This is a genomic window from Pseudomonas sp. FW305-7 (assembly GCF_058786735.1).
In genome coordinates this window covers 20,909-39,565 of sequence record NZ_JBYSZA010000043.1, presented here as the reverse complement: position 1 = coordinate 39,565, position 18,657 = coordinate 20,909, and the positions used below count along the sequence as shown (strand labels likewise).

Sequence of the window (18,657 nt, the reverse complement as noted above, 5' to 3'; positions counted from 1 at the left end):
GTCTTCACCAGACTCCCCGCCGAAATCCCACCCACCCCCAGCCGAATATTCCCCAACAAACTCCTTAACTCCCCCTGCTGCGCCGGCGGAAACACCACCGTCACCCCTGCCCGCGCAGGCGTGGCGCCGTACAAGCGGGCCGAGCGATCCGGCACTTCCTCAATCGGGCTCAGCGCCGCCGCCAGTCGCCCTTCAATCACCGTCAACTGCCCCCGCACGCGCAGGATCTCTTCCTGCAACTCCAGCGCCCGCGGCGTTTTATGGCCCTGGCGGTTCTTGTTGTGGGTGATCTGGTTGCGTTCGCGGTTGAGGGTTTTCAGGTAGTCGCGTTCGCGCAGCAATTCCTTGATTGCGGTTTGCAGGGCGGATTGTTCTGCGGGGCTGGCGACGGTGAAGGTCACGCCGCTGGTTTTGGCGGCATCGAAGAGGCGCAATTTCAGCCCTTTGGGCAGGCGTTGGAACAGTTCATCGAGATCGGGGATTTTCTCGCCCGAGAGGTCGAAGCCTTCCAGTACGCGGTTCAGGCCCAGGTTCAGGGCCGGGCTGTAGGTGTCCTGCACAGCGGCCGCGACCGTGCGGCTGTGTTCGGGCATGTCGTCGAGGGCCGGCAGGTGCGGTTGCTCGATCTTTTTCAGTTTCGCCAGCCAGTCCGGCAGGTTGTTGAACGTGGCCATGCCGGCGTTGAACAGGAACGCATATTGCCCGGCCTGCTCAGCTTGCAGGCGCAGCGGCAAGGTGTAGAACAGCGTTCGGGTCAGTTCCGGGTGCTGTTCCAGATAACCGAGCATTTTTTCGCTCGCCGCGTCGCTGCGGCAGAGGTCCTTGAGGCAGGCGTATTCGGTGCTGAGGGCCTGGTGCAGTTGCATCACGTCTTGTGCGTCGTAGTACCACGCTGCGCGGTGGAAGCGGCCGGCGACCAGCAGTTGCGTGCGGTCGGCGGTGATGCGTTCGAGCAGGCGGTTCCAGCGGCCGAGGTCATCGCGCAGCAGATTCAGTCGCTCGTCCATCGCCGGGCGGTCGATCAGGTCGTTGACCCCGCGTTTGCCGCTGAGCACCGGGCCGTCGAGCACATCGCGCATGCGCCGATCCTGATCCTTGCCCAGATCGACCAGCGCTGACAGGTGTCGCTCGACGAAATCTTCGGGGGCGACTGCCTCGAAATACTGACGCGTGTAGTAACGGCGATCCGCCTCGGCGGTGGCGCGGGAGTGGGCGGTGAAGTCTGGCGCGACGCCGTCGAAACGGTTCAGGGCCAGCGACTGATCGAGGGCCTTTTCACGCAGTTGATTCAGTTCCGGCGTCGCATCTGTAGAGGTCGGTTCGACGCTGCCGCCCTTGTTCAAATAATCGAGCAACGCCTTGCGCGTATTCTCACGATCCGGTTCCGGCAACTGCTCGATATCGGCAAACAGGGCTTTGGCCTGCGGTTGGTCACTGGCGTTGGCCAGACTGTCGAAATCTTTGTCGTTGAGCTGGCTGAGGGACTCGATGTAACTGGCCAACAGATAATCACGCTCGCTGTTATCGGCGTTGCTCCACGCCTCGACCCAGCCGACCACGCGGTCCTGATACTCGGCCAGATCGCGCAGCACGCCCAGATCATCGTTGACCAGCAGAAACAGCGTGTCGTCCTGATACGGCCCGCGTACCCGACCGAGAAACTCGCCGATGTGGGCGGCACGAAAACGCTTCGGCTGCTCCCACAAATACGGTTCGCGTTCATGCTCGGGGGCATCGCTGACCTGCACGGCAGGCATCCGTGTTGCGTCCGTTTCAGCGACCGGCTCAGCGCCAGTCGCCACTTCCGCCAGCCATTTTTTCGCCTGAGCAACCGTCAGCAAATGTTCGCCACCGACCAGACAATTCACCGGCCCCAAATCGACTGCCTGCATGAAATGCTCACGCTCCTCAGCGCTGTCCAGCACCTGAGAGCATTTGCGGGCCGTCCACTGCACCTCGGCGAAGCTCACGTACAGCGTACTTTTGCGCGAAAAAATCAGCGCCGGGCGCTCTTCAATGGCGCCGAGCTGATCCTCGTTAACCGTTTTACCCTGATGCAGCAACGCCGTGACAATGCCGTCGAGTACCCGGTATTCGTACAAGTCACCACTGAGGCCGTCGATGATGTACAGCCAGCCGTCGCGCAGCCGGCGGATGCCCATCGGGCGTGCGCTCAGGGTGTACGGCAAATTCAGCTCGGCGCCGGGATCGTGCTCTCTTTCCACCAGGCCGTAACTCAGCGGCAGCAGTTGCACGTGAGTTTGTCGTAGCGGGCACGCCGTGGGAGTAGCAATTGGGGCTTTCGAAGCCGCTGCGGCGTCGAGAATGGCGGGATGGGTCATGGGCATTCCTTCTGGCTGGCCCAGCGCTGCGCCAGATCAGCGGCCAACGCACCACGCTCGCCAGGAGCCAGTAAAAGCCCGGCATGCAAGCCGCACACGCGAAAACCGCTGAAAAAACCTTCTTTATCCCGTAAGAAAACGATGAACCTGCCAACGGTAAGCATCCACATGTCCCTGTGTCTGTTTAAGGCACAGGACTGTGGGGCGTGATGGCTAAATTGGTTAAGTCAGATGAATCGACGCTTTATGTAGGACGGTTCCATTTAGGAAAAGACAGACAGTCTCACGCTAAATGTCCTACAGACATTACTGCAGAAAAAGGCGATCCACTTGTTGCACGGGGTACCGACGTCCTGCCTCAGGCTGTGCCCTTGGCCTGCTGCTCCAGATGCACCTGTAATTCAGGATCAATCTGCAACGCCGCCGCCAGCTCATCCAGATAGTTGCGCTCGGCGTCCTGCTGGTCGTCCACCAGCATCACGCTGGCCAGGTAAATTTCCGCGGCCACCGCCGGGTCGTTGTTTGCCGACTGCGCCACTTCATTGGGGTCAAGGGGCTTGGCGACTTCGTCATCAAGCCACTGCTTCAGCTGCGGATCATCAGTGTGCTTGCCGATCTCACTGCTTATAAGCTGTTTTTCACTATCGTCGATACGCCCGTCAGCCTTGGCCGCCGCGATCAGCGCGCGCAGCACGGCATGGCTGTGTTCTTCGATTTCGGGGCCGGCGAGCAGATTGGCCGTTTGCGGCGTCTGCTGTGGCGCTGCGCTGGCCTGACTGCGTTGCCAGGCCTGATACGCCTGAAACGCCATCATGCCCAACGATGCCAGCGCCGCATAATTGGTGCCCCCGGAACGGCTTTGCGTACCGCCAGCGCCGCCCAAAACGCTGCCCAACCCACCGCCGCCGAGCAAGCCACCGAGCAATCCGCCCAAACCTCCAACCCCTCCGGCAGGCGAGCCGCCGCGAGTGCCGGTGGAGTCCGCGCCACCAAGCAGCCCGCCCAGCAAACCACCGAGGCCACCCAGACCACCACCGGCGGCACCACTTTGTTGACCCGCCGAGGCCTGGCCCCGCAGCAATTGTTCGAGCAAATCGCTGGTATTCATGACGTCATCCTCAAGCATTGGCAGTGACTGCGTCTGGCAACAATAGACCGCTGCGGCCATTGCGCCAGCACCGTTTGGCCGACACAGAAAAGGCCTACAGATTTCGCCTGCGTATTTTTTCAGTGGCGAGCTAAGATTCATGGTGGGTGAACCTTATCCCGGCATGACCGGTCGATAGCTGCAACCCCGACCCGGTTAGCCGGCGCCCTTGCTGTCCAAGGGTGTTACCCGGCTTGCTTCACTTTCTGGAGAACGCCCCCGTGATATCCACCGTCCACATTGCCAGGCTCAAGGCCTGGGGCGCCCATGGCTTTACCGCGACCGGCGTGGTCACGGCGTTTCTGGCCACCCTCGCCCTGCTGGAAAACCAGCCCGTCCACTGCCTGATGTGGCTGGGCGTGGCGCTGATCGTCGACGGCCTCGATGGCGCATTGGCGCGCAAGGTCAATGTGCAATCGGTACTGCCCAGTTTCGATGGCTCGATCCTCGATCTGGTCATCGACTACCTGACTTACGTGTTCATCCCGGCACTGTTTATCTATCGTTATATTCCGCTGCCGGATTACACGCTGTTGCTGACGGTATCACTGATTCTGGTGTCGTCGCTGTTCTGCTTCTGCAACGTCAACATGAAAAGCAAGGACAACTACTTTGTCGGTTTCCCCGCCGCGTGGAACGTGGTCGCACTGTGCCTGTACATCATCGGGCCAGGACCGTGGATCACCTTTCTGACCGTGATCGGCCTGGCGCTGCTGACGGTAACGCGGATGAAGTTCCTCCACCCGTTCCGCGTGCGCCGCTTCATGCCGATCAACATTGCGGTCACGGCAATCTGGCTGTTGTGCAGCTTGTCACTGGTGCTCAATCACCCGGTGATCAATCCAATGGTGATGGGCTTGTGGCTGCTGATGTCGGCGTACTTCCTGGGGATCTGCATCTGGCGCACGGCGCTGGAGTGGTTTGATCGTTCGCAGCTGAAATAGCCCCAAGACATACACAAGAACCTGTGGGAGCTGGCTTGCCAGCGATGACGGAGGGTCAGTCGATATCTTTGTAGTCTGACACACCGATATCGCTGGCAAGCCAGCTCCCACAAGGATCTCCCTTCAGATGAAGGATCGAGTTCGACTCAGCGCTTGCTGATCACCACCTCCAGATACTCGCTCGGCACCACCAGCGAGCCCTCCCCTGCCCGGTTCAAGCGGTTGAGCAAATCTGCCAGATCACTTTCCAGCGCCTGGCCGCTTTCCGGCGGTAATACCGCAAAGGCCTTGTGCACGGGCCCGTACCAATGCCGAAAGATATCGATGAAGTGCGCCGCCGAGCGATAGCGGAAATTGAAGTCGCGGCGAGTCACCTGCACGACGAAATCGCGGTCATCGAAATGCTGGTGGAGCCACGCTTCCGTGCCCCAGTTCGACGGTGGCTGAGCACCGGCCGGCGGTGGCAGATGGCGACCGAGGGTCTTGAACATCTGGCCGACGAAACCTTCCGGCGTCCAGTTGGCCAGTCCGATCCGCCCGCCGCGACAGCAAACCCGCGCCAGTTCGGCCGCCGCCTGGTCCTGATCCGGGGCAAACATCACCCCGAACGTCGACAGCACCGCTGCAAAACTGCCGTCGGCGAACGGCAGTGCTTCGGCGTCAGCGACTTGAAAGGTCACGTCCAGGTGCTCGGCCCGGGCGCGATCCTGGCCGCGCTCCAGCAGGGCTGCCACGTAGTCGGTCGAGGTGACCAGACAGCCGCGCCGCGCTGCCGCCAGTGTTGCGTTGCCGTTACCGGCCGCGACATCCAGCACTTCCTCATCACAACGCAGGTCGCAGGCTTCGGCGAGATTTTCACCGACGATTTGCAAGGTCGTGCCGATCAAGGAGTAGTCGCCGCTGGCCCAAGCGACCTTCTGGCGTTCCTTCAAGGCAGTGAGATCAATCGGGGTACTCATGAAGAGGTGCTCCGCAACAGGTGGAAACTGGCTTCATTCGGCGGTAGTCGGGTCGATCACCGTCATCACCCGCGCCACGCTGTTGGCGGGGAAACCGCCGAGGCGAGCGTGTTCGCGCACCTGCTCTTCATCGGGGGCGATGTACACGCAGTAGATTTTGTCGGCAGTGACGTAACTCTGCAGCCATTGCACCTGTGGCCCGAGTTCACGCAACGCATTGCAGGACGTTTGTGAAACGGCTTTGAGTTCTTGCTCCGACAGCTTTCCGGCCCCTGGAATCTCGCGTTCAATCACGAATTTCGGCATGGCAACCTCGCGTTCTTCTTGTTGTATGGCGTCTGTGGCGGGGCCGGCAGTGGCCCTGCTCGTCCACTATCGCGCCGAGCGCGGCCGGCGTCCCTGCCAGTCGTCTGCAGATTCAGGAAAACCGCGGCTTTGCCGATGAGTGGCGGAAATCTGTTAAGCGGTTGCAACACCCTCGGCATTGCCAGCAGCGGTCGATTGGTTTCTGATGCACGCTCGCCCTCGGAACGGACTCGACTCATGCCTCTGCTTCTCGACTGGCTGGCCAGCCACCCGCAACACAGCGACACCTATGCCGCCTGGATCCACCAGCAATTTCACTACGAATACGCCCATCAACCCTTGGTCGAATGGCAACGGGAATTTGCCGAAGGTCAAAGCAATGGTGACTGGTCTTGCCTGATCGCCTTGGACGGTGAACGACTGGTCGGCGGTGCAGCGCTGGCCCGCGATGATCTCGCGCATCGGCCCGATCTCGGCCCTTGGCTGGCCTGCGTATTCGTCGACCCGGCAGCTCGCGGGCAAGGCTTGGCCGAGCAATTGATCGAAGGGATTTGTCAGGAAGCGAAAAACCGTGGCCTGGCGCGTCTTTATCTGCACACGCAGAGCAAGCAGGACTACTACGGCAAACGCGGCTGGCAGGTGCTGGAGCGTTTTCGCGCCTGGGAAAACGACCAATGGCTCATGGTGCGCGACCTCTGAGCCATTGGCCGGATTGATCAGGCCGCAGGTGCCTTGGCCTCTTCAAGCAATTGCCGAATCACCTGCTCCTGCGCCTCGTAGCGGCCTTCGCCGAAGTGGCTGAAACGCACCTGCCCCTTGGCGTCAATCAGGTAGTGCGCCGGCCAGTACTGGTTATCGAAGTTGCGCCAGATCGCGTAGTTGTTGTCGATGGCCACCGGGTAGGTGATACCCAATTTGCGCACCTGCTCCCTGACGTTGTCGATAATCCGCTCGTAGCCGTATTCCGGGGTGTGCACGCCGATCACCACCAGACCATCCTTTTCGTACTTCTTCGCCCAGTCCTTGACGTACGGCAGGCTGTGCTGGCAGTTGATGCAGTCGTAGGTCCAGAAGTCCACCAACACCACTTTGCCGCGCAGGGATTCGGCGCTGAGTTCCGGCGAGTTGAGCCATTGCACCGCCCCGGCCAGCGACGGCATCGCGCCTTTGCTGTCGTCCATCAGCGAATCGGCGCGAACTTTGCTGACGAGGAAGTCGAGCACTTTCGGCACGTTTTCCAGCACGCTTTTTTCGACTCTGGCGACGCCTTCCGAGGATGTTCCGGCCAATAGGGTTTTATCTGTGCCGGTGGAAATCACGGCCGCCGCCGCGAGTACCGCGACACCAGCGCCACGGCGCAACCAAGCGGTAAACGGGATCGACGGTTTCAAGCGGTTGACCAACCCGCGACCGGCGAAGATCAGCGTGCCCAACGACAACGCACTGCCCGCGCCATAGGCCAGCAACAACAGGCTGGTCTGCGCGTTGGCGCCTTGCAACATGGCGCCCGTGAGGATCACCCCGAGGATCGGCCCGGCACACGGCGCCCACAGCAGCCCGGTGGCGACGCCGATCATCAGCGAGCCCAAGGGGCCGGCCTTTTTCTGCGCATCGGGATCGAGACGATTGCCGAGCCACACAAATGGACGCGCCAGCCAGTCGCCAATACGCGCCGAGATCAGCGACAGCGCGAACAGCGCCATGACGATCAGCGCGATATGGCGTCCGCTGTTACTGGCCTGAATCACCCACTCACTGCTGACCACGGCCAGGCTGGAGATCAGCGCGAAAGTCAGGGTCATGCCGCCGAGGGTCAGCAGGATCGAAGAGCGGCTGCGGTGAGCCCCGGCAAACAGGAACGGCACCACCGGCAGGATGCACGGGCTGAGGACGGTCAAAAGACCGCCGAGGAAAGCGATGAGATACATAAGGGTCACCCTGAATAGATGTGAGCACTGAGCCCTGTGGCGAGGGAGTCAGGCGTTCTGGCTTTCCAGCCTCTGCCCTTGCGGCGTGCGGTTGGAGCCGTCAGCGGCGAGCAAGGCGTCGGCGCCTGGCTTGGTGATAGGCGTCAGTTGAAAACAGCTGTTGCCATGGCAGCTATGCTGTTCGACCGCAGCGTTGGCATGCGCGGCGACACCGGCGAAAGAGAAAGCAACGGCAGTGAGGAGACGAGAGAGGTTATTCATGGTTCTTTCCTGCAAAAAAGTGACGAATCAGTTGTCGTTGTTGCAGTCGTCAGCAAACTTGCGGTAATCCAGCACGTGGGTTTTGTTGGCCGAATCCAGGTATGTCATGCGCGCATCAATGACGCCGCACATCACCGAATTGTCCTGGGTCAGCGAGATCACTTTCTGGATGTCCAGGTGCGTGCCGTAGTTGTAGGTTTGTGGAGTAACAGTGGCTTCGGCGCGGGCCGACAGGGTGCAGATGTTCAGGGCGGCAAACAGGCAGGCGGCGATAACCGATGTATTTTTCATGGCGTGTTCCTCAAGGCTTCAGTGGGTTTGAGCCGAGGCGTTATGGTGTGCCTCGATGGAGCTCATTGAAGCCTCGCGAGGTATCGCGTATGTGTCGGAAACGAGCGGCTATAAATGGCTATGTATCCCTGCCGCCCGGGGATACACAGCGATACAAAAGCCTGAAAAAATCGTCTTTTTGCGTTCCCCTGTATCGTCTGTGACGCCAGATACACTGCAATACAAACGCAGGCAGGCGAGCGCGTAAAGGCTCGATAGACTGCACGGCATTCCCCCTTTAAAGAGGCCTGGCCCGATGGAACATGTCGATCACATTCTCATCGTCGACGACGATCGCGAAATTCGCGAACTGGTCGGCAACTACCTGAAGAAAAACGGCCTGCGCACCACCGTAGTCGCCGATGGCCGGCAGATGCGCAGCTTTCTCGAGGCCAACACCGTCGACCTGATCGTGCTCGACATCATGATGCCCGGTGACGATGGCCTGCAGCTGTGCCGCGAATTACGCGTGGGCAAACACAAGGCCACGCCGGTGCTGATGCTCACCGCCCGTAACGATGAAACCGACCGCATCATCGGCCTCGAAATGGGCGCCGACGACTACCTGACCAAACCCTTCGCCGCCCGTGAATTGCTGGCCCGGATCAACGCCGTGCTGCGCCGCACGCGGATGCTGCCGCCGAACCTGGTGGTCACCGAAGCCGGCCGTTTGCTGGCGTTCGGCCGTTGGCAGCTGGACACCTCGGCTCGCCATCTGCTCGACAAGGACGGCACCATGGTCGCCCTCAGCGGTGCCGAGTACCGCTTGCTGCGGGTGTTTCTCGATCACCCGCAACGGGTGCTCAGCCGCGATCAATTGCTCAACCTGACCCAGGGCCGCGACGCCGATCTGTTTGATCGCTCGATTGATCTGCTGGTCAGCCGCTTGCGCCAGCGCCTGCTGGATGACGCCCGCGAACCGGCCTACATCAAGACCGTGCGCAGCGAAGGCTATGTGTTTTCACTGCCGGTCGAGATCCTAGGTGCCCCGGCATGAGCCTCAACCTGCACTGGCCGCGCACTCTCGCCTCGCGGGTGTCGCTGATTTTCCTGATCGGTCTGATCCTCGCCCAGGCGCTGTCGTTCGGCGCGCAGTATTACGAGCGTTACCAGAGCGCGAAAAACACCATGCTGGGCAATCTGGAAACCGACGTCTCGACCTCGATTGCGATCCTCGACCGCTTGCCCGCCGAGGAGCGCCCGGCGTGGCTCAAGCGTCTGGCGCGGACCAACTACGGGTATCTGTTGAGCGAAGGCGAACCCGGTACGCCCCTCGGGCCGGGCGAGGTGCCGATTGCAGTCACCTCGATCACCGATGCCATCGGCGACCAATACCCGTTGACCTTCACCGACATTCCCGGCCCGCGAAAGCACTTCCAGGGCCATTTGCGCCTGAGCGACGGCAGCCCGGTGACCATCGACGTGCGCCCCTCGATGGTGCCGCTGTCGCCCTGGTTGCCAGCGGTATTGCTCGGCCAACTGGCCTTGATGATTGCCTGCACCTGGCTGGCGGTGCGCATTGCCATTCGCCCCCTCACCCGCCTGGCGAACGCCGTGGAAACCCTCGACCCCAACGCCCACCCGATTCATCTGGACGAGAAAGGCCCGAACGAAGTGGTCTACGCCGCCCGCGCGTTCAACGCGATGCAGGCGCGGATTGCGGACTATCTGAAAGAGCGCATGCAACTGCTGGCCGCGATCTCCCATGACCTGCAAACCCCGATCACACGGATGAAACTGCGCGCCGAATTCATGGACGACTCGGCGGAAAAAGACAAACTGTGCAACGACCTCGGCGAGATGGAACACCTGGTGCGCGAAGGCGTGGCCTACGCCCGCAGCATCCATGGTTCGACCGAAGAAAGTCGGCGCACCAACATGGATTCCTTTCTCGAAAGCCTGGTGTTCGACTATCAGGATATGGGCAAAGACGTGCAGCTTGTCGGCAAGAGTGAGGCAGTCGTCGACACCCGTCCGCACGCGTTGCGCCGGGTGTTGGTCAATCTGACCGACAACGCCCTGAAATTCGCCGGCGCCGCTGAAGTGTGGGTCGAAGCGAACAAGGGCAGCCTGTCGATCACCGTCATGGATCGCGGTCCGGGGATTGCCGAAGCGGAACTCGCGCAGGTGATGCAGCCGTTCTACCGCGTGGAAAACTCGCGCAACCGCGATACCGGCGGCACCGGGCTGGGTCTGGCGATCGCTCAGCAACTGGCGATGGCCCTGGGCGGCTCGCTGACTCTGAGCAATCGCCAGGGCGGCGGCTTGTGCGCCGAACTCAAGCTGCCGCTGAGGTCCTGAAAACACCTGAATACCTGTGGGAGCGGGCTTGCCCGCGAAGGCGTCTGGACAGTCAATGAAGAGGTTGACTGTGCCGGCCTTTTCGCGGGCAAGCCCGCTCCCACAGAGTCTTGCGGTGACTTAAAGAATCCCGACAACGCCGCTTTCATGCATTTGCTGCAACAGCGCCAAACCGCTATCCATGAACGACGCGTCCGCCAACAGCCCCGCCTCCTGCGCCAAACCCTGCAACTGCTTACGCCCGGTCAATCCCGCAAACTCGCCGATGCGCTGCAATAACCGCCAGGTCAGCGGGCTCAGCTCCGAGAATTTCACGCTGAAATCCGCCTCCCGCCGCACCAGCAACAACGTCGGTTGTTGCGGTGCGACCGAGGGTTGGTGATCCGGCCCGAGCAACTGCACCGGCCACGTATACGCCAGTGGCCACGCCAGTGCCGAGACCTGCAATGGCCGCTCCAGTAACAACTGCGCATCCGTCGCCGGCAACGGCTCGGCGTCGGACTGCTGCAGGACCATCTCGACCCATTCGTAATGCGCCAGCTCCAGCAGAAACGCCGGCCACTGACCTTCACGCAACACGTCAGGCTGCGCGGCAAGATAGTCGAGGAACGCTTCGGCAATCTCAGAAAATTTCGGCGTTTGTGCGCGATAGTCGCGCAAAAAACCGCTAACCAGCAGGTTCCAGCGTTGTTTGCCGATGATCCGGATCAGTACCGGAAAAGTGCCACTCAACAATTGCGAAAGATTGTTGAACAGCAGATCGCGGTAGACATTGACCCGCGCGATGTTCATATCGGCGGGTGGTGGTTGATGGTCAGGATCACGCAGATAGCACGTCAACGCCTGTTGTTGCTGTTGAAGGTTATCCACGCTGAACTCCTGCACCTTGCAGACGGCGGATGGTCTGTAGCTCGGCGACCAGTTCGCTGAACGCCGGAAAATGGAAATCCCGCTCGAGCAAGGTCGGCTGCACGCCAAACCGGGCATAAGCCTCGGCCAGCAATGACCAGACCACGGGTTTTACCGAGGCGCCATGGGTGTCGATCTTGAGTGTGTCGGACTCATCGAAATGCCCGGCCACGTGCATCCCGACCACCCTGCCCGGCTCGATCCGCGCGAGGAATTCCTGTGGATCAAAGCCGTGATTGATCGAGTTGACGTAGACATTGTTGACGTCCAGCAGCAGGTCGCAATCGGCCTCGCGCAGCACGGCGTTGGTGAAGGTCACTTCGTCCATGTCCTGGCGCGGGGCCGCATAGTAGGAGACGTTTTCCACCGCCAGACGCCGCCCGAGGATGTCTTGGGATTGGCGGATACGCGCGGCAACATGGCGCACGGCTTCCTCGGTGAACGGCAAGGGCAGCAGGTCGTAGAGATGGCCGTCGTCGCTGCAATAACTCAGATGCTCGCTGTAATACCGGACCTGGTGATGATCGAGAAATACCCGTACCTCTTGCAGAAAACTGGTATCCAGCGGCGCCGAACCGCCCAGCGATAACGACAACCCGTGACACGATAGCGGATAACGCTCGGCCAGTTCGCGCAGCGCCGCGCCATAGGCGCCGCCGACGCCGATCCAGTTTTCCGGGGCGACTTCGAGAAAATCAAAATCGCCGGCACGGGCGACGAGCAAGTCTTTCAACAGACCACGGCGCAGGCCCAGACCGACGCCGGGTTGCCTTGATGCTGGGGGGATTTGCATGGGGGTTGACCTCACTTGATTGGCCAACCCAGTTGAACCGACGGCTGTATCGCTGCTGTGTTCAGCCAACCGGGGATTTGCCGCCCTGTGTATCCCCCGACCGGCGCGATACATAGCCATACAATCTCCCTCATCAAACACCGCCCCCTGTGGGAGCTGGCTTGCCAGCGATAGCGGTGTATCAGGCAGCAAGTCAGTGGCTATGCCTACGCCATCGCTGGCAAGCCAGCTCCCACAGGTTTTTCAGTGCCCACAAATTCAGCGTCTATCCCGGACGAGGGCTAGACTCTTTCATTACCCAGTCGAGGGGGCCGCAGGACTTTTGCCGTGCCCTGCCCGTTTCCATGACCACCGCCCGGTGGCGCATGCCTTGACCCTCTACGTCGCCGGACTGTGATCCTGTTTCAGGAGCACATGTGATGGACGAGTCCCGACTCAACGAATTCATGGGCAAACTGGTCAACGACATGGGCGGCGCGGCGATGCTGGCCAATGTCATCGTCGGCGAGGAGCTCGGGCTGTACCGGGCGATGGCCGACAGTCAGCCGATCAGCCCCGATACCCTCGCGGCAAAAACCCACTGCAATCCACGTCTGGTCCGCGAATGGCTCAGCGCCCACGCCGCGTCGGGCTACATGGAGCACCGCGACGGTCAATTCCGTTTGCCGGAAGAACACGCCCTGGCGCTGGCCGTAGAAGACTCGCCGGTATACGTCGCTGGAGGGCTCGGCGTGGTGGCGTCGTTTTTCCATGACAAGGACAAACTGGTCAAAGCCATGCGCGGCAACGGCGCCCTGCCCTGGGGCGATCACCACCCGTGCATGTTCACCGGCACTGAACGGTTTTTCCGCCCCGGCTATAAGGGCCACTTGATCGCCGAATGGCTGCCGGCACTGGAGGGGGTCGTGGCGAAACTGGAGGATGGCGCGAAAGTCGCTGACATCGGCTGCGGCCATGGTGCCTCGACGGTGATCATGGCCCAGGCGTTTCCCAACTCGCGCTTCGTCGGCTACGACTACCATGCGCCGTCGATCACCGTCGCCACCCAACGCGCCGAAGAAGGTGGGGTCAGCAGCCGGGCGAAATTCTTCCAGGGCACGGCGAAAAGCTATCCGGGCAACGATTACGACCTGATCTGCTATTTCGACTGCCTGCACGACATGGGCGACCCCGTCGGCGCCGCCCGCCACGCCTACGACTCGCTGAAGGATGACGGCACGGTATTGCTGGTCGAGCCATTCGCCAACGACACGCTGGACGACAACATCAACCCGGTCGGTCGGTTGTTCTACGCGGCTTCGACCTTTATATGCACACCGAACTCGCTGTCACAGGAAGTTGGCCTCGGGCTCGGTGCGCAAGCAGGGGAAATGCGTCTGCGCAAAGTCTTTGCCGAGGCCGGGTTCAAGCGTTTCAGGCGTGCAACGCAAACGCCGTTCAACCTGATTCTGGAGGCGCGCAAATAAATCATCGGGACTGAAAACAATACATACCCTGTGGCGAGGGAGCTTGCTCCCGCTGGGTCGCGAAGCGGCCCCAAAGGATGGGCCTGCTGCGCAGTCCAGCGGGAGCAAGCTCCCTCGCCACAGGGGTCGGTGCTAACCTGCAAGGCATTCACTCTGCCTGGAGCGCCGACCATGCTCGACAGCCCGATCCGCGAACAGCTCGACACCCTGCAACAGGCGATGGCCGATGGCGATTTTCTGGTGCTGACCGGTGCCGGCATCAGCACACCCTCGGGCATCCCTGATTACCGCGACAGCGACGGTGTGCGCCGTGGCCGCCAGCCGATGATGTATCAGGAATTCCTCGCTGCCCCCGAGTCACGCCGCCGCTATTGGGCACGGGCGATGCTCGGCTGGCCGCGAGTACGTCAGGCGCAGCCGAATGCCGCGCACGAAGCGCTGGCCAGTTTGCAGAGTCATGGGCGCATCAGTGGCTTGATTACGCAAAACGTCGACACCTTGCACGATCAGGCTGGCAGTCACGACGTGATCGAACTGCACGGCAGTCTGCATCGCGTGCTCTGCCTGGATTGCGGGCAGCGCAGTGAGCGCGATTCGATTCAGCGTTTGATGGAACAGCAGAATCCGTATCTGGCCGGCGTCGATGCGGTGCAGGCACCGGACGGCGATACCCTGCTCGACCCGGCGTTCGAAGCGCGGTTTCAGGTGCCGCACTGCCCCCATTGCGCGGGTGAGCGGATGAAACCCGATGTGGTGTTTTTCGGCGAAAACGTCGCCCAGGCCACCGCGGCACGGGCCATGGCGGCGGCAGAAACGGCGGCGGGGATGCTGGTGGTGGGGTCTTCGTTGATGGCGTATTCGGCGTTTCGTCTGTGCCGGGTGATTGCGGATCGCGGCAAGCCGTTGATTGCGATCAATCTGGGCAAGACCCGGGCGGATGACTTGCTCGACTTGAAGATCGAGGCTTCCTGCGAACAGCTCCTGCCGTTGCTATCGCAACAGTTCATCTCCTGAACACATAAATCCCCTGTAGGAGTGAGCCTGCTCGCGATAGCGTCTTGTCAGCCAACATCATTGCTGACTGAAACACCGCTATCGCGAGCAGGCTCGCTCCTACAGGTTCAGTGTTCGGTTTTGAGGATATCGAACAACGCCTGGGCCGCCGCCGACAGTTCATTGCCCGGCTCGGTCAACACGCCAATCGCCCGTTCCACCGAATCATTCAACGTCAGGCAGCGCGCGCCCAATTCCTGCATCTGTTCAGCGCACAATGCCGGCACCGCGCTCACTCCCAGCCCACTGGCCACCATCCGCCCGACCGTTGCCAGTTGATGGCTCTCGAACTCCACCGGCAACTTCATACCCCGGGCCTGCAAGTGCTCCTCAAGCATCACCCGCACCGTGGACGGTCGCTGCAAGGTAATGAACGGTTCCTGCAGCAACGTCTGCCAGTCGATTTCGCTGCGGGCGGCCAGCGGCGAATCCTGCGGCACCACCGCAACGAAGCGGTCCAGATAAAGCGGGGTAAACGTCATAGACGTGTTCTGCATGGGTTCGAACGCCACGCCCAGCTCAACCTGGCGATCACGAACCATCTCCAGCACTTGTTCGTTGATCACGTCATTGACCGTCACGTTAACGTTCGGATAGCGCGCCCGAAAGGTCTTGAGGATCGGCGGCAGCAGGTTGCCGGCAAACGATGGCATCGCCGCCAGCGTCACCCGCCCGCGTTGCAGGCTGAAGCGCTGACGCATTTCGTCTTCGGCGTTGTCCCAGTCGGCGATCAGACGCCGGGCCAGCGGCAGCAGCGATTCGCCCTCGGCGGTCAGGGCGACGTTGCGGGTATTACGGCTGAACAGGCGCCCGCCGAGGCCCTCCTCCAAGGCTTTGATGGTCAGGCTCAGCGCTGATTGCGAGAGGTGCAGACGCTCGCCAGCCACGGCGAAACTGAGGCTTTGGGCGACAGCGAGAAAGGCGCGGATCTGTTTGATGGTCATAATGAAGCCTCAGGATTCTCGTGCATGATCGTTCCCACGCTCCGCGTGGGAATGCTGCCCGTGACGCTCTGCGTCACTGGACGCGGAGCGTCCATGGATGCGTTACCACGCGGAGCGTGGGAACGATCAACCCTAACGTGGCGCTTTGATGAGTTTTATCTATTAATCAACCTTAAAAATCAACTTAACAAATATATCGCCCGGCGCGACACTCCAGTCATTCGGCTAGCCAGCCGCCCGCAAATAATAAAAGAGGTGCATATGGCAGGTTTCGACAAGCGCGTGAGTTCCTACGAGGAAGCCCTCGCCGGGCTGGAGGACGGCATGACCGTCATCGCCGGCGGCTTTGGTCTGTGCGGCATTCCGGAAAACCTGATCGCCGAGATCAAGCGCAAAGGCACCCGCGACCTCACCGTCGTTTCCAACAACTGCGGCGTCGACGGTTTCGGCCTCGGCGTGCTGCTCACCGACCGCCAGATCAGCAAGGTGATCGCCTCTTATGTTGGCGAAAACAAGCTGTTCGAAGAGCAACTGCTCAAAGGCGAAATCGAAGTCATCCTGACCCCGCAAGGCACCCTCGCCGAGAAGATGCGCGCAGGCGGCGCCGGCATCCCGGCCTTCTTCACCGCCACCGGTGTCGGCACGCCTGTCGCCGAAGGCAAGGAAGTGCGCGAGTTCAAAGGTCGCAAGTACCTGATGGAAGAGTCCATCACCGGCGACTTCGCCATCGTCAAAGGCTGGAAAGCCGACCACTTCGGTAACGTCATCTACCGTCATACCGCGCAGAACTTCAACCCGCTGGCCGCCACTGCCGGCAAGATCACCGTGGTCGAAGTCGAAGAAATCGTCGAGCCCGGCGAGCTGGATCCGTCGCAGATCCACACCCCCGGCATCTACGTCGATCGGGTCATTTGCGGCACGTTCGAAAAACGCATCGAACAGCGCACCATCCGCAAATAATTCAGGCTGACGGAGAATAAGAACATGGCACTTTCCCGCGAACAAATGGCTCAGCGCGTCGCCCGCGAAATGCAGGACGGCTACTACGTGAACCTCGGTATCGGCATTCCGACCCTGGTCGCCAACTACATCCCCGAAGGCATGGAAGTCATGCTGCAATCGGAAAACGGCCTGCTCGGCATGGGCCCGTTTCCGACGGAAGACACTATCGATGCCGACATGATCAACGCCGGCAAACAGACCGTGACTGCACGCATCGGCGCGTCGATTTTCAACTCGGCCGAATCCTTTGCGATGATCCGCGGCGGCCATGTCGACCTGACCGTGCTGGGCGCGTTTGAAGTCGACGTCGAAGGCAACATCGCCTCGTGGATGATTCCCGGCAAACTGGTCAAGGGCATGGGCGGCGCCATGGATCTGGTGGCGGGCGCCGACAATATCATCGTGATCATGACCCACGCCTCCAAGGACGGTGAGTCGAAACTGCTATCCAAATGCAGCCTGCCGCTGACCGGCGCCGGCTGCATCAAGCGTGTGCTGACCGACCTCGCCTATCTGGAAATCGAAAATGGCGCTTTTGTCCTCAAGGAACGCGCACCTGGCGTCAGCGTCGAGGAAATCGTCGCCAAAACCGCTGGTAAACTGATCGTCCCGGATCACGTACCGGAAATGCAGTTCGCTGCCGAGTGAGGAATTCGAAAATGCAAGATGTCGTCATTGTTGCCGCCACGCGTACCGCGATCGGCAGTTTCCAGGGCTCCCTGGCCAGTGTTTCCGCTGTAGATCTGGGCGCTGCGGTGATCCGTCAGTTGCTGGAGCAGACCGGCCTGGACGGTGCTCAGGTGGATGAAGTGATCATGGGTCAGGTGCTGACTGCCGGCGCCGGCCAGAACCCGGCGCGTCAGGCCGCGATCAAGGCTGGCCTGCCCCACGCCGTACCGGCCATGACCCTGAACAAGGTGTGCGGCTCGGGCCTGAAGGCTCTGCACCTCGGTGCGCAAGCTATCCGTTGCGGCGACGCCGACGTGATCATCGCCGGCGGCCAGGAAAACATGAGTTTGTCCAACTACGTGATGCCGGGCGCCCGCACCGGTTTGCGCATGGGCCACGCGCAAATCGTCGACACCATGATCAGCGACGGTCTGTGGGATGCGTTCAACGATTACCACATGGGCATCACCGCCGAGAACCTGGTCGACAAGTACGAGATCAGCCGCGAACAGCAAGACGCCTTCGCTGCCGCGTCCCAACAGAAAGCCGCCGCTGCCATCGAGGCCGGGCGCTTTGTCGATGAAATCACCCCGATCCTGATTCCGCAGCGCAAAGGTGATCCGATTGCGTTCAAGGTTGACGAGCAACCGCGTGGCGATACTACCGCCGAGTCGCTGGCGAAATTGCGCCCGGCGTTCAAAAAGGACGGCAGCGTCACTGCCGGCAACGCTTCGTCGCTGAACGACGGCGCTGCAGCGGTGATCTTGATGAGCGCCGAAAAAGCCAAAGCGTTGGGCCTGCCGGTGCTGGCGACCATTGCCGCTTACGCCAACGCCGGTGTCGATCCGGCAATCATGGGCATCGGCCCGGTTTCGGCCACCCGTCGCTGCCTGGCCAAGGCCGGCTGGGACATTGGCCAACTCGACCTGATCGAAGCCAACGAAGCCTTCGCCGCGCAGTCGCTGGCGGTGGCCAAAGATCTGCAATGGGATCTGGACAAGGTCAACGTCAACGGCGGCGCGATCGCGCTGGGTCACCCGATTGGCGCGTCGGGTTGCCGCGTACTGGTGACCCTGCTGCATGAAATGATCAAACGTGATGCGAAAAAGGGTCTGGCGACCCTGTGCATCGGTGGCGGTCAGGGCGTAGCCCTGGCGCTGCAACGCGTGTAACGAGCAATACAGACAGCGGGCGGATCCACGACATCCGCCCGCTGCCTGCCCTGCTTAGCTGCATTCCTGCAGGGGATTGTGTCGGTTACAAATCAAAAGTGTGGGAGCGAGCCTGCTCGCGAAGGAGCCCG

At 61.1% G+C, this 18,657-nt stretch carries 19 protein-coding genes and 1 pseudogene; 10 read left to right on the top strand and 10 right to left on the bottom strand.

Translation table 11 applies throughout. From position 1 onward, the window contains the following. Positions 1-2,342: toxin VasX (locus AC3WMT_RS29340; RefSeq protein ID WP_371919337.1), on the bottom strand; the 2,342-nt coding region annotated here is incomplete at its 3' end. A gap of 358 nt (positions 2,343-2,700) precedes the next feature. Continuing rightward, the gene (locus AC3WMT_RS29335; RefSeq protein WP_103306922.1) at positions 2,701-3,450 is read right to left on the bottom strand and encodes a tellurite resistance TerB family protein; all 750 of its coding nucleotides are present in this window, start codon (positions 3,448-3,450) and stop codon (positions 2,701-2,703) included. A gap of 260 nt (positions 3,451-3,710) precedes the next feature. Between AC3WMT_RS29335 and pcsA the strand changes: the two genes are divergently transcribed. Further along, positions 3,711-4,433 carry a phosphatidylcholine synthase gene (gene pcsA / locus AC3WMT_RS29330; RefSeq protein ID WP_103306921.1) on the top strand — a complete coding sequence of 241 codons (723 nt, stop codon included), beginning with the start codon at positions 3,711-3,713 and terminating at the stop codon, positions 4,431-4,433. A gap of 146 nt (positions 4,434-4,579) precedes the next feature. Here pcsA and AC3WMT_RS29325 read toward each other — a convergent pair whose 3' ends face one another. Both AC3WMT_RS29325 and AC3WMT_RS29320 read right to left on the bottom strand, forming a co-directional pair. Next, positions 4,580-5,392: a class I SAM-dependent methyltransferase gene (locus tag AC3WMT_RS29325; protein WP_103306920.1), complete on the bottom strand. Its 813-nt coding sequence runs from the start codon at positions 5,390-5,392 to the stop codon at positions 4,580-4,582. A 33-nt stretch (positions 5,393-5,425) separates the two neighbouring features. Further along, on the bottom strand, positions 5,426-5,698 hold the full coding sequence (locus tag AC3WMT_RS29320) for a DUF4242 domain-containing protein (protein WP_103306919.1): 273 nt from the start codon (positions 5,696-5,698) through the stop codon (positions 5,426-5,428). 237 nt (positions 5,699-5,935) lie between these two features. Here AC3WMT_RS29320 and AC3WMT_RS29315 point away from each other — a divergent pair, with 237 nt between their 5' ends. Further along, positions 5,936-6,397, top strand: a complete 462-nt coding sequence (locus AC3WMT_RS29315; RefSeq protein ID WP_103306918.1) for a GNAT family N-acetyltransferase — start codon at positions 5,936-5,938, stop codon at positions 6,395-6,397. 17 nt (positions 6,398-6,414) lie between these two features. Here the strand turns inward: AC3WMT_RS29315 and AC3WMT_RS29310 are convergent, their stop codons facing one another. The 3 genes from AC3WMT_RS29310 to AC3WMT_RS29300 are packed head-to-tail and all read right to left on the bottom strand — an operon-like array spanning position 6,415 to position 8,178. Further along, positions 6,415-7,626: a cytochrome c biogenesis protein DipZ gene (locus AC3WMT_RS29310; protein WP_103306917.1), complete on the bottom strand. Its 1,212-nt coding sequence runs from the start codon at positions 7,624-7,626 to the stop codon at positions 6,415-6,417. A gap of 48 nt (positions 7,627-7,674) precedes the next feature. Beyond that, entirely contained in the window at positions 7,675-7,887 is a 213-nt protein-coding gene (locus tag AC3WMT_RS29305; RefSeq protein ID WP_103306916.1) for a hypothetical protein, read from the bottom strand. 27 nt (positions 7,888-7,914) lie between these two features. After that, entirely contained in the window at positions 7,915-8,178 is a 264-nt protein-coding gene (locus AC3WMT_RS29300) for a DUF2790 domain-containing protein (protein ID WP_103306915.1), read from the bottom strand. Positions 8,179-8,473: 295 nt separating this feature from the next. Between AC3WMT_RS29300 and AC3WMT_RS29295 the strand changes: the two genes are divergently transcribed. Together AC3WMT_RS29295 and AC3WMT_RS29290 are read left to right on the top strand one after the other, a co-directional pair. Further along, on the top strand, positions 8,474-9,214 hold the full coding sequence (locus AC3WMT_RS29295) for a response regulator (RefSeq protein WP_064392669.1): 741 nt from the start codon (positions 8,474-8,476) through the stop codon (positions 9,212-9,214). Next, positions 9,211-10,518 carry an ATP-binding protein gene (locus AC3WMT_RS29290; protein WP_103306914.1) on the top strand — a complete coding sequence of 436 codons (1,308 nt, stop codon included), beginning with the start codon at positions 9,211-9,213 and terminating at the stop codon, positions 10,516-10,518. Before AC3WMT_RS29295 ends, AC3WMT_RS29290 begins: the two co-directional genes overlap by 4 nt. A gap of 120 nt (positions 10,519-10,638) precedes the next feature. Here AC3WMT_RS29290 and AC3WMT_RS29285 read toward each other — a convergent pair whose 3' ends face one another. Then, positions 10,639-11,388: an HvfC family RiPP maturation protein gene (locus AC3WMT_RS29285; RefSeq protein WP_103306912.1), complete on the bottom strand. Its 750-nt coding sequence runs from the start codon at positions 11,386-11,388 to the stop codon at positions 10,639-10,641. Then, positions 11,381-12,220, bottom strand: a complete 840-nt coding sequence (locus AC3WMT_RS29280; RefSeq protein WP_103306911.1) for an HvfB family MNIO-type RiPP peptide maturase — start codon at positions 12,218-12,220, stop codon at positions 11,381-11,383. Before AC3WMT_RS29280 ends, AC3WMT_RS29285 begins: the two co-directional genes overlap by 8 nt. 419 nt (positions 12,221-12,639) lie before the next feature. Here AC3WMT_RS29280 and AC3WMT_RS29275 point away from each other — a divergent pair, with 419 nt between their 5' ends. The 3 genes and pseudogenes from AC3WMT_RS29275 (at position 12,640) to AC3WMT_RS29265 (ending at position 14,700) form a co-directional block, all read left to right on the top strand. Then, positions 12,640-13,686, top strand: coding sequence for a class I SAM-dependent methyltransferase (locus AC3WMT_RS29275; RefSeq protein WP_103306910.1), 1,047 nt, complete (start codon positions 12,640-12,642; stop codon positions 13,684-13,686). 28 nt (positions 13,687-13,714) lie between these two features. After that, positions 13,715-13,810: pseudogene (locus tag AC3WMT_RS29270) on the top strand (N-acetyltransferase); the annotation flags it as partial. A gap of 47 nt (positions 13,811-13,857) precedes the next feature. Then, the gene (locus AC3WMT_RS29265) at positions 13,858-14,700 is read left to right on the top strand and encodes an NAD-dependent protein deacetylase (RefSeq protein ID WP_103306909.1); all 843 of its coding nucleotides are present in this window, start codon (positions 13,858-13,860) and stop codon (positions 14,698-14,700) included. Positions 14,701-14,807: 107 nt separating this feature from the next. Here AC3WMT_RS29265 and AC3WMT_RS29260 read toward each other — a convergent pair whose 3' ends face one another. Continuing rightward, positions 14,808-15,683, bottom strand: a complete 876-nt coding sequence (locus tag AC3WMT_RS29260; RefSeq protein ID WP_103306908.1) for a LysR family transcriptional regulator — start codon at positions 15,681-15,683, stop codon at positions 14,808-14,810. A 261-nt stretch (positions 15,684-15,944) separates the two neighbouring features. On the opposite strand from AC3WMT_RS29260, the gene AC3WMT_RS29255 reads away from it, so the two are divergent. Genes AC3WMT_RS29255 through AC3WMT_RS29245 form a run of 3 tightly spaced genes read left to right on the top strand, consistent with a single transcriptional unit; the run spans position 15,945 to position 18,526 of the window. After that, positions 15,945-16,643 (top strand): CoA transferase subunit A, encoded by a 699-nt coding sequence (locus tag AC3WMT_RS29255; protein WP_103306907.1) that lies wholly within the window; start codon positions 15,945-15,947, stop codon positions 16,641-16,643. 24 nt (positions 16,644-16,667) lie between these two features. Next, positions 16,668-17,333 (top strand): CoA transferase subunit B, encoded by a 666-nt coding sequence (locus AC3WMT_RS29250; RefSeq protein WP_103306906.1) that lies wholly within the window; start codon positions 16,668-16,670, stop codon positions 17,331-17,333. A gap of 11 nt (positions 17,334-17,344) precedes the next feature. After that, positions 17,345-18,526 (top strand): acetyl-CoA C-acetyltransferase, encoded by a 1,182-nt coding sequence (locus AC3WMT_RS29245; RefSeq protein WP_103306905.1) that lies wholly within the window; start codon positions 17,345-17,347, stop codon positions 18,524-18,526. Positions 18,527-18,657 lie beyond the last annotated feature (131 nt).